Consider the following 1,588-nt stretch of genomic DNA (forward strand, 5'->3'; position numbering starts at 1 on the left):
ACTACGATCTTTGGATCGGGCGCCGCTTCGTAAGCGCGAAGCAGCGGATAATACATCTGGCGAGTAACCGGACCGGTGCAGACTAAGATATCTGCGTGGCGAGGGTTAGCTACGAGTTTAAATCCGAAGCGCTCCGGATCCCACATCGGCGTGATAGAAGCAAAAATTTCGATTTCACAGCCGTTGCAACTTCCGCAGTCGATACGATAAACGCTGAAGCTTCGTTTGATATTTTTCAAAAGCTCCAATTTTGCGGTTAGATCGTTTGCGTTTTTAATATTTTCGGGGACTTGATACAAACTCATTTTATTGCCTCCTCTATACCTTTGGTCACTCTTTCGACCGCTTGAGCTTTTTTGCATTCAGGACAGATATAGAGATATTTTTTAGCTTCTTCTAATCTGCCTGGGAGCAAATTTGCAGTACTTAGCTTTTCTAGCGTGTAATTGATGAGCCTTTTTGGGGTCATCGGCTTGCCGCAGCAGCTGCATTTCTCCATCTCAAGCTCGCCGTGTTGGATAAGCGCGCTTTTATCAAATTTTACCGCTAGCTCAAAGCTATTGCCTAGCCTTACCGCTCCCGTAGGGCATACCTCGTCGCAGCGACCGCAAAATATGCAGCGTCCGCAATCAAATTCCCAAATAAGTTTAGTTTGAGCTTCGTTCATCTTAAGTTCGATCGCATTGGATGGGCAGGCGATTCCGCACGCAGCACAGCCTATGCAAAGCTCATAGGTGTATTCAGGTTGCCCGCGAAAATTCTCGGGCACAATGTATGGCTCAAACGGATAAGCATAGGTCGCCTTACCATATTTTTCGGTAATGTCGAATAATTTCATCATCTTAAATCCTTTTTGCTAACCTTGCCGTCTTGGCAAAATTTCTTAAGGTCTTTTTCGGTTAGAATTTTACTCTTTCCGCTATTAATATCGACTAAAGTTACGCGCTCGGTGCATGAGTAGCACGGATCCATCGAGCATACGATTAGCGCCGCATCGGAGATGTTATTTCCGCGGAATTGAAATCGTAAGCTCGGCCAGTTGTTATACGTAGCGGCGCGACATCTCCAGCGATAAACTTTCTGCGCGTTGCCCTGCATGATCCAATGCACGTTTTCGCCTCGCGGCGCTTCGTCGTGACCGAGTGCGAAATTTTCGGGCTTGATCATCGTTTTAGGATCAATGCTGATAGGCGTTTGCGGCATTTGATGCAAGCACTGCCTGATGATGTGGATCGATTGTTTAAGCTCTTTATATCTTACGACTTCGCGGCTGAATACATCGCCACCGTGCTCTACGGCTACTTCGAATTCTATCTTGTTGAAGAAATCATAAGGGTGATCGTAGCGGTTGTCGCGTTTAAAACCGGAAGCTCTCATATTCGGACCTACCGGGCTGAAATCGCGCGCTACTTTGCGATCTAATACGCCCACGCCCTTCCAGCGACCGATTTGGCGTTTATCCTCCATGACGGCGTCCCAAATTTCAGAAATTTGAACATCAAGTTTATTGATGATCTCGATGCTCTTGCGGATTTCGTTATCGGTCATATCGCGGCGAAGTCCGCCCATAATTACATTGCCGTAGGTC

General features: G+C 46.9%; 2 protein-coding genes and 1 pseudogene. All 3 read right to left on the reverse strand.

Going from position 1 to position 1,588, the window contains the following annotated elements:
• On the reverse strand, positions 1-305 hold a 305-nt coding region (locus Q0256_RS06445; protein WP_367271943.1), incomplete at its 3' end, for an NADH-quinone oxidoreductase subunit B family protein.
• Positions 302-841, reverse strand: coding sequence for a formate hydrogenlyase complex iron-sulfur subunit (locus Q0256_RS06450; protein ID WP_177386902.1), 540 nt, complete (start codon positions 839-841; stop codon positions 302-304). The genes Q0256_RS06450 and Q0256_RS06445, both read right to left, overlap by 4 nt.
• Positions 838-1,588: pseudogene (locus tag Q0256_RS06455) on the reverse strand (hydrogenase large subunit); the annotation flags it as partial. The pseudogene Q0256_RS06455 and the gene Q0256_RS06450, both read right to left, overlap by 4 nt.

The sequence above is a fragment of the uncultured Campylobacter sp. genome (assembly GCF_937949835.1).
Classification (GTDB): Bacteria; Campylobacterota; Campylobacteria; order Campylobacterales; family Campylobacteraceae; genus Campylobacter_B.